A 9,001-nucleotide genomic window follows, 5' to 3' on the forward strand; every position below is an offset into this window, starting at 1 on the left:
CAGGAGACCCGCAGCCCGCTGAACCCGCTGGGGGTCAAGGGCGCGGGCGAGGCGGGCACGCTCGGGGTACCGGCGGTGATCGCCTCCGCGGTCGAGGACGCGCTGCGCCCCTACGGCGTCCGCATCAGCTCGAGCCCGCTGTCCCCCGGCCTGCTGGGCGACCTCATCGCCGACGCCCGCGCGTCGGCCTCCGCGGCCGACGACTGACCGGGGAGGCGGACACCATGGTCGTGAGCAAGGACGAGATCGCGCCGGCCCCGGTCGTCACCGGGGCCGGGCCCACCGGGTCGGTGCTGGACGTACCGTTCGACGGCAGGGTCGGGCCGGTGCAGACCGGCGTGATGGCGATCCAGAACGTATTCGCCATCGTCGGCATGTTCCTGTTCCCGGCGATCCTCGGTGCCGGGCTGGGGCTGCACCCCGACGTCGTCACGGACCTGTACGGGGCCACGTTCGTCGTGACCGGGCTCGGCACGGTCCTGCAGGCGGTCATGGGTCTGCGGATGCCGATCGTGCTCGGTCCCTGGGCCGCGACGCTCGCTGGCCTCGTGGCGGCGGCCAAGGTCGCCGGGCCAGGCGCGGCGTTCGGCTCCTTCTTCGTCGCCGCGCTGATCTGGGCGGTCCTGTCGGTCCCGGTCCGGGGCCTGTCGGTGGTCGGCTACCTCGGGCGGATGTTCCGCGACCCCCTGCTCTACGGCGGGGTCGTGCTGATCGCCATGACGAGCCTGACGACCGTCACCGTCACGAACTGGCTCGGGACACCCGGCAGCCCCGGGTTCGGACCCGCGGCGTGGATCGGCGGGGCGGTCGCGATGGTCGTCAGCTTCGCCATCCTCGCGCTGGTGCGGGGCCCGCTGCGCTCGATGGCGATGCTGTGCGGGATCGCCGCGGGCGCGGTCGTCTACGCCGTGATGACGCCGGTGAGCTTCGCCCGCGTCGGCGCGTCGCCGTGGTTGTACACACCGCACCTGTTCCCGTTCGGGATGTCGGTGAGCCGGGTCCTCGTGGTGATGTTCTTCCTGCTGCTGATGACCGGCGTGACCAACTCGCTGGCGCTCTACAACGTGGCCGCCGAGTGGAGCGGTGAGCAGCTGCGCGGCAGGCGCATGGCCTGGGGCATCTTCGGCCAGAGCATCGCGACCCTGGCCGGCTCCATGCTCGGCACCTTCTCGACCACCGTCTACCCGGACAACCTGGCGATCGTCCGGACCAGCCGCGTCGGCAGCCGCCGGGTCACGTTATGGGCCGGGATCATCCTGCTCGTCGGCGGCTTCGTCGCGAAGTTCGACGCGATCTTCGTCAGCATCCCGAGCAACGTCGTGGCGGCCGCCGCCGTGGTCCTGTTCGGGGTGATCGCCGCCTCCGGCATCGAGTCGATGAGCCGGGTCAAGTGGGACCAGCTCACCATGCTGGTGTTCGGGCCCCCGTTCCTGCTGTCCATCGGCGGGCTGTTCATCAGCGCACCGACGCTGGCGAGCTTCCCGCTGATCATCCGCCAGATCCTGCCCCAGCCCCTGTTCACCGGCCCGGTGCTGCTGTTCGTGCTGTACCTGCTGGTCGAGAAGGTTATCCGGCCGCGCCGGGATCGGAGCGCCGCCGCATGAGCACCCTCTACCTGCACGCCGTCGCCCTCGACGGGCGGCTCTGGGCGGGGGTGGCCCGCGCCGGTGCCCTCACCCCGGACCTGCCCGGCCACGGCTCCGCTCCCCCGCTCGACGGACCGGTCACCATGGCCACGCTCACCGCGCACGTGGCGGGCCTGCTCGACGGGCCGGCGGACGTCGTCGGCATCTCGCTGGGCAGCATGCTGGCCCAGCAGCTCGCCGTGCACCGGCCGGAGCTGGTCCGCTCGCTGGTGCTCGCCAGCGGCGGGATGGCCACCGACCCGGCGGTGTCGCGGCAGCGGGCCGAGAACACCCGCCGCGTCGGCATGACGGGCACCCTCGACGCCACGCTGGACCGCTGGTTCACCCCCGCGGCCCTGGCCGACCCGGACCACCCCGGCGTGGGCTACGCCCGCCCCCGGCTGCTCGCCGACGACCCCGAGGTGGTCGCGGCCTACTGGGACGCGATGGCCGGCCACGACCTGCGCGAGCACCTCGGCGGGATCCGCGTGCCGACGACGTGCATTGGCGCCACCGGTGACGCCTCCGTGCCCGTGGCCGCGATGCGCGCCCTCGCCGAGCGGGTCCCGGGAGCGCGGATGCGCGAGATCGCCGGGCCGCACATCGTCGTGCTGGAGAACGGGCCGGCGTTCGCCGCCGAGGTCGAGCGGCACTTGGCCTGGGTCGACGAGCGGGTGGCGCACCGATGAGCGCCACCACCACGACCCATATGCGCATCGTCCGGGCCCGCGCGGCCGGTGGGCCCGAGGTGCTCGCCGTCGAACGGGCCGCGGCCCCCGTGTGCGGCCCGCAGGACGTCCTGGTCGCCGTCCGGCTCGCCGGCGTCAACTTCGCCGACGTCAACACCCGCCGGGGCACCTACGGTGGAGCGCCGGGCCCGCGGGGGCTCGGCCGGGACGTGCTCGGCGAGGTGGTCGAGGTCGGTGAGTGCGTCCGGCGGCTGCGGCCCGGGCAGCGCGTCGCCGGGTTCAGCACCGGCCCCGCCTACGCGGAGCTCGCCGTCGCCCACGAGACGCTCGTCTGGGCGGTGCCGGGCGGCGTCGCCGACGAGCAGGCCGCGGCCTTCCCGACGGTCGGGCAGGCGGCCTACCACCTCCTCGTGACCGCCTCCCGGATCCGGGAGGGCGAGAGCGTGCTGGTCACCGCCGCGGCGGGAGGCGTCGGGTCGTTGGTCGTGCCGCTGGCCCGGCTGCTCGGCGCCGGGCGCGTCGTGGCCGCGGCGGGCACCACCGAGCGGGCCGGCCTCGCCGGCGCCGACGAAGCCCTCTCCTACGACGACTTGGGCTCCTGGGACGACCGCGGCCGGGCGGCCGCCGTCGACGTCGCGCTCGACGGCGTCGGGGGCGATGCCCGCCGCGCCGCATTGGGCGCGATCGCCCCCGGCGGGCGCCTCGTGCACTTCGGCAATTCTTCGGGCGACCCGGAGGAGCTCCCGGCGCCCCGTGCCCAGCGCGAACGCGGCCTCGGCGTTGTGGGCTTCCACCTGGAGTTCCTCCGCCGGCACGGCCGCGCCGCGCTCGCCACGAGTGCCGATCTGCTGCTGGGGTGGCTCGGCACCGGTGACTTGACGATCCCGGTGCACGACGTACTGCCCCTCGAGCGCGCAGGCGACGCCCACCGCCTGCTCGAGTCCCGCACGGTGCGGGGCAAGCTGCTGCTCTCGGTGGGCCCCGTACCGGAGGTGCACCGTGGAGCGTGACCCCGTGGGCAAGGCGCTGGCCGTCCTCATCGCGCTGGCCGACGAACCGGACGGGCCGTGGAGCGTCCGCGGCCTCGCCCGTGACCTCGACACCTCACCCGCCACCGTCCACCGGATCTTCACGAGCTTCGAGTCGCGGCACATGCTCACCCGTGACGAGGAGGGCGGTTACGTCCCGGGCCCGCAGCTGTTCCGGGTGTGCCGTTCGCTGCAGGACGGCTACTCGCCGGTCCGGCTGGCGCGCCCGCACATCGAGGCGCTCGCCGAGGAGTCCGGCGAGGCGGTCCTCCTAGGTGCCTACGAGCCCGCGCGCCGCGAGATGATGTTCGTCGACGTGGTCAGGGCGGTGCACCCGCTGCACTACGACGTCGGCCTGCACCGCTGGATACCCGTGTACTCCGGGGCGACGGGGCTGGCGATCCTCGCCCACCTGCCCGAGCCGGAACGGCGCGCGATCTACGCCGCGGGCCTGCCCCGGCTCACGACCGCGACCCTCGTCTCGGTCGAGGACCTCGAGGCGGAGTGCGCGCGCGTCCGCGCGCAGGGCCACGCGCACTCGGTGGCCCAGCGGCTCACCGGAGCGGTCGCCGTCGCGGCCCCCGTCTTCGACAGCGACGGCGTCGTCCTCGGCGACGTGTCCGTCACGATCCCCGAACAGCGCTTCGAGAGCGCGCGCGAGGAACCGCTCGCGCGGAGCGTCCGTGCCGCCGCCGCCCGCGTGACCGACGAGCTGACCCGCGCGGGGCACCGCCGTGGCTGACGACCGACCTTCCCAGGGGGACCCCTTGAACGACGCACCCGATGCGGCCGCCCGTACCGGCCCGCTGCGCCACACCGTCGTGATCGACCTGACCCAGCACCTGGCCGGCCCGTTCGCGACCCAGATCCTCGGCGACCTCGGTGCCCGGGTAATCAAGATTGAGCCGCCCGAGGGCGACTCGACCCGGGTGATTGGACCGCACTTCGCCGACGGGGACAGCGCCTACTACCTCAGCGTCAACCGCAACAAGGAGAGCGTCTGCATCAACCTCAAGACCGACGCCGGGCGGGACGCGCTGCTGGCGCTGGTGGGGTCGGCCGACGCCGTGATTGAGAACTTCCGGCCGGGGACGATGGAGAAGCTCTCCATCGGTGCCGACGTGCTGCGCGCGGTCAACCCGAACCTCGTGGTCACCTCGCTGACGGGCTTCGGCCTCGATGGCCCGTACCGGGACCGGCCAGCGTTCGACATGATCGTCCAGGCGCTGGGCGGCGGCATGTCGCTCACCGGTGAGATCGGTGGCCGGCCCGTGCGTTCGGGGTTGCCCATCGGTGACCTCTGCGCGGGCATGAACGCCGCCATCGCCACCCTGGCGGGCCTGCTGCGCGCGGCCCAGGACGGCGTCGGCTCCCGGGTGGACGTGGCGATGCTCGACACGCAGGTGTCGCTGCTGAGCTACGTGGCCAGCTACTACCTCAGCAGCGGGCAGGTGCCCGGCCTGCAGGGGCGCCAGCACATGAGCATCCCCACCTACCGCGCCTTCACCTGCGGGGACGGCAAGGACATCGTCGTCACGGCGAACACCCCCCGAATGTGGGTCGGGCTCTGCCACGCCCTGGAGGTCACCGACCTGCTGGCCGACCCGAGGTTCACCACCAGCGAGGACCGCCGCGTCCACGCCACCGACCTGGCCGCGGCGCTGGAACCCGCCGCGCTGCGGCTGGCCTCCACCGAGCTCCTGGCCCGACTCGCCGAGCAGGGCGTGCCGAGCGCGCCGATCAACGGCGTCGACGCCACCCTTGCCGACCCGCACGTGCGGGCCCGGGGCATGGTCGTCGAGCAGCGGCGCGGGACCGACCCCGTCCACGCGGTGGGTGACCCGCTGAAGATCTCCGACCCGCGCGCGGCCCACGTCGTGCCCCCGCGGCTGGGCCAGGACACCGAGGAGGTGCTGCGCACGCTCGGCGGCCTGGGCGCCGCTCGCGTGCGCACCCTCGCCGCGGAAGGCGCCATCGGTCCCGCCCGCCCCGACCGGCGCACCCCCCGCGACACCAGCCAGGACACCGAGCACGGCACACCCGCGCGGAGCGCGTAATGACCGACCGCATCATCGTGGGCATCACCGGGTCGAGCGCCCCGCAGCTCGGGCTGACGGTGCTGCAGGCGCTGGCCCAGGTGCCCTCGGTCGAGACCCACCTCGTGCTCTCGGCGGGCGCGACCCGCAGCATCGAGGCGGAGATGAGCGTCTCGCCGTTCGTCTTCGAGGAGCTGGCCGACGTCGTCCACTCGACGGACGACCTGGGTGCGGCGATCTCGTCCGGGTCGTTCCGGACCCGCGGCATGGTGGTGGTGCCCTGCTCGATGCGCACGCTCGCGTCGGTGGCCACCGGCACCACCACCGACCTGGTGAGCCGGGCCGCCGACGTGTGCCTGAAGGAGCGCAGGCGGCTGGTGCTCGTTACCCGCGAGACCCCGCTGAACCTGATCCACATCCGCAACATGGAGACGGTGACGCTGGCGGGCGGCATCATCCTGCCGCCGGTGCCGGCGTTCTACCACCGGCCCCGCACCATCGACGACCTCCTGCGGCAGACCGCCGGGAAGATCCTCGACCTCTTCGACGTGCCGCACCGGCTCTTCACCCGCTGGGAGGGCATGCCCTCCGCCGAGAACGTGACCGATGCTGCCCGCTGAGGTGCTCGCACTGCTCGCCGGGACCCCGGTCGCCGGTGCGTGGGAGCCGGTGTTCCCGCTCCTGACCAGCGACTCCGGCGGCGCACCGCGGATCTGCCTGCTCTCCCGCGCCGAGATCGACGCGGAGCCCGGGATCGTGCGGTGCGCCGTCCGCAGCCGCCGCACGTCGGCCAACCTGCGCCGCGCGGGCGCCGCCGTGCTGCAGGTCGTGGAGGGCACCACGAGCTGGTCGGTCCGCGCCCGGGTCGGCCGGACCGTCACCGACGACGGCGGGCTGGCGGCCGAGCTGCTGGTCACCGACGTCGAGCGGGACTCGCTCGGCATCCCGCTGCAGCCCATGAGCTTCCTCGCCGGCGCTGCCCTCGCCCGGGCGGAGCGGTGGGACGACAACGCACTGCTGTTCGCACGACTGGCCCGGTCCGCCCCCGCGGCGGCCGGAGAGGAGACACCGCGATGACGGACATCAGAGGGGCCACCGCGATCGTCGGCGTGGGCACCACCGAGCAGGGACAGTTCCCCGGGCTCTCGGCGAACGAGATCGCGGTGGACGCCATCGAGCTCGCGCTCGCCGACGGCGGGCTGACGAAGGCCGACGTCGACGGGCTGATCACCTGCCAGAACCTGCGGTCGCACATCGGCACCGACGAGCAGATCGGGCTGCTCGCGGGCCTCAACCCGAAGTTCAGCGCCACGCTCGACTACGGCACCGGCAACTTCTCGCTGCACCTCGCCGTCATGGCGATCACGAGCGGGCTGGCCGAGACGATCGTGCTCTGCTACGGCACCAACCAGCGCTCGGCGAAGGTGAATTTCGGCGTGGCCGTTGGCGGTGGCGCCGACTTCGCGACGATCTCGGGGCTCGTGCACGTCGCCGGCCCCGCCGCGATGGCGTTCCGGCGCCACCAGCACCTCTACGGCACCACCGAGGAGCAGCTGGGCTGGGTGTCGGTGGCGCAACGGGAGTGGGCGGAGCGCAACCCGGCCGCGATCTTCCGCACCCCGATGACGATCGACGACTACCTGGCCTCGCCCTACCTCGTCGAGCCGCTGCGCCGCCCGGACCTGACGATGATCTCCGACGGCGGCGCCGCCATCGTGGTGACCAGCGCCGCCCGCGCCGCGGACCGGCCGAAGGCCCCCGTGTACGTGCTGGGGATGGCCGAGCAGACCGCCCTGCGCGGGGACCAGAACCCGGACAACCTGATGCGGCCCTGGCTCGGCGACGTCGCGTCCCGGCTGTGGTCGGGCTCCGGGCTCGGCCCGCAGGACGTCGACCTGCTCTACATCCAGGACGCCACGTCGGTCTGGGTGCTGCAGATGCTCGAGTGGTACGGCTTCTGCAAGCCCGGCGAGGCAGGCCCGTTCCTCGCCGAGGGCCACACCCGACCCGGTGGGTCGCTGCCGGTCAACACCAACGGCGGCCAGCTGTCGGAGAGCTACATGTGGGGCTGGCTGCACCTGTGCGAGGCCGTCCGGCAGCTGCGCCGCGAGTGCGGCGACCGGCAGGTGGACGGCCCGGAGATCGCCGTCGACTGCTCGTCGCACGACTTCCTGAAAGGAGCGGCGTCGATCCTCTCGACGCACCGGTGACCACCATGACGAACACCTCCACGTACACCGCACCCCTGCCCGACCCCGCCGACCCGCTCACCGGGCCGCACTGGGCCGCGGCCCGCGACCAGCGGCTCGCGGTGCAGCGCTGCACGTCCTGCGGCGCGCTGCGCTGGCAGCCCGCAACGATCTGCCCTGAGTGCCTCACGACCGGCGGCGAGTGGACCGACCTCGCCGGTACCGGGACCGTGTGGAGCTACACGGTCTACCACCGCGCCATGAACCCGGCGTTCGCCGACCAGGTCCCGTACGCGGTGGCGATGATCGAACTTGACGAGGGCATCCGCATGATCGGGATGCTGACCGGCACCGACATCGCCATCGGCGACCCGGTCCGCGCCGTCTACGACCCCGTCACCGACGACGTCACCCTGATCCGCTGGGAACGGGTGGACGCGACATGAGATTCGACGACTACCGCGCGTTCCTGCAGGAGGTGGAGCGCGCCGGCGAGCTCACCACGGTGCCGGGCGCCGACCTCAAGACCGACATCGGCTCCATCACCGAGATCACCGCCTGGTCGCCCGAGCACCCGCTCGTGGTCTTCGACGAGATCGACGGGCACCCGGCGGGCTGGCGGGTCGCCGTGCACTCGTTCGACTCCTACCGGCGGATGCAGCTGATCTACGGCTTCCCGGACGGCCTGCGCGGCCGGGAGCTGACCGCGTGGTGGAAGGACCGGCTGGACGGCTACGCGCCCGTGCCGCCCGTGGTGGTGGACTCCGGGCCCGTGATGGACAACGTCCTGACCGGCCCCGACGTGGACCTCACCCGGTTCCCGGCGCCCGTGTGGCACGAGCACGACGGTGGCCCGTACCTGGCCACCGGCGGGGCGTCCGTGCTGCGCGACCCGGACACCGGTCGGCTCAACGCCGGCTGCTACCGCGGCATGCTCTACGACCGCACCACCATCGGGCACCACCTCGCAGGCGGCCACAACGGCCAGGTCATCCGCGACAAGTACTTCGCGCGCGGCGAGAACTGCCCGGTCGTCATCAGCCTCGGCAACGACCCGTCGTTCACCCTCGCCGGTGCCGAGAACGTCGGCTTCGGGCAGAACGAACTGGAGTTCGGCGGCTTCCTGCGCGGGGCGCCCTACGAGGTGATCGAGGGCCCGCTGACGGGGCTCCCCTTCCCCGCGGGCGCCGAGGCCGTGCTGGAGGGTGAGATCCTCAACCCCGCCGTCGAACCGAAGCGCTCCGAGGGCCCGTGGGGCGAGGGCCTGGGCTACTACGCGGCCGCGTTCGACCAGCCCGCCGTGCGCATCAACGCGATCTACCACCGCGACGACCCGATCGTCATGGGCGAGCCGACCCTGCGCTTCCGCAACCGCGGGGCGGCCGGTGGCTTCGCGCAGTCCGCGCGGCGCCTGCACATGCTGGAGCGCTCCGG

At 73.3% G+C, this 9,001-nt stretch carries 11 protein-coding genes; all 11 read left to right on the plus strand.

Features of this window, described 5'->3' with window-relative positions:
• A partial coding sequence (locus tag JWR81_RS19930; RefSeq protein WP_297654888.1) for a hypothetical protein occupies window positions 1-207 on the plus strand: 207 nt, incomplete at its 5' end.
• Between the two features lie 17 nt (window positions 208-224).
• A complete protein-coding gene (locus JWR81_RS19935; protein WP_297654893.1) occupies window positions 225-1,604 on the plus strand; it encodes a solute carrier family 23 protein in 1,380 nt (459 codons plus the stop codon).
• Entirely contained in the window at window positions 1,601-2,314 is a 714-nt protein-coding gene (locus JWR81_RS19940; protein WP_297654896.1) for an alpha/beta fold hydrolase, read from the plus strand. The genes JWR81_RS19935 and JWR81_RS19940 overlap by 4 nt, the downstream gene beginning before the upstream one ends.
• Window positions 2,311-3,324 (plus strand): zinc-binding dehydrogenase, encoded by a 1,014-nt coding sequence (locus JWR81_RS19945; protein WP_297654899.1) that lies wholly within the window; start codon window positions 2,311-2,313, stop codon window positions 3,322-3,324. Before JWR81_RS19940 ends, JWR81_RS19945 begins: the two co-directional genes overlap by 4 nt.
• Window positions 3,314-4,084: an IclR family transcriptional regulator gene (locus JWR81_RS19950; RefSeq protein ID WP_297654902.1), complete on the plus strand. Its 771-nt coding sequence runs from the start codon at window positions 3,314-3,316 to the stop codon at window positions 4,082-4,084. The genes JWR81_RS19945 and JWR81_RS19950 overlap by 11 nt, the downstream gene beginning before the upstream one ends.
• A gap of 25 nt (window positions 4,085-4,109) precedes the next feature.
• On the plus strand, window positions 4,110-5,399 hold the full coding sequence (locus tag JWR81_RS19955) for a CaiB/BaiF CoA-transferase family protein (RefSeq protein ID WP_297654905.1): 1,290 nt from the start codon (window positions 4,110-4,112) through the stop codon (window positions 5,397-5,399).
• The gene (locus JWR81_RS19960; RefSeq protein WP_297654908.1) at window positions 5,399-5,998 is read left to right on the plus strand and encodes a UbiX family flavin prenyltransferase; all 600 of its coding nucleotides are present in this window, start codon (window positions 5,399-5,401) and stop codon (window positions 5,996-5,998) included. Before JWR81_RS19955 ends, JWR81_RS19960 begins: the two co-directional genes overlap by 1 nt.
• Complete coding sequence (locus tag JWR81_RS19965; RefSeq protein ID WP_297654914.1) at window positions 5,985-6,455, plus strand: hypothetical protein; 471 nt, start codon at window positions 5,985-5,987, stop codon at window positions 6,453-6,455. Before JWR81_RS19960 ends, JWR81_RS19965 begins: the two co-directional genes overlap by 14 nt.
• Entirely contained in the window at window positions 6,452-7,588 is a 1,137-nt protein-coding gene (locus tag JWR81_RS19970; RefSeq protein ID WP_297654919.1) for a thiolase family protein, read from the plus strand. Before JWR81_RS19965 ends, JWR81_RS19970 begins: the two co-directional genes overlap by 4 nt.
• 5 nt (window positions 7,589-7,593) lie before the next feature.
• Entirely contained in the window at window positions 7,594-8,013 is a 420-nt protein-coding gene (locus tag JWR81_RS19975) for a Zn-ribbon domain-containing OB-fold protein (protein ID WP_297654922.1), read from the plus strand.
• The coding region (locus JWR81_RS19980) for a UbiD family decarboxylase (protein ID WP_297654925.1) at window positions 8,010-9,001 on the plus strand (992 nt) is incomplete at its 3' end. The genes JWR81_RS19975 and JWR81_RS19980, both read left to right, overlap by 4 nt.

It is taken from the genome of Pseudonocardia sp. (assembly GCF_025965585.1).
Lineage (GTDB): Bacteria > Actinomycetota > Actinomycetes > Mycobacteriales > Pseudonocardiaceae > Pseudonocardia.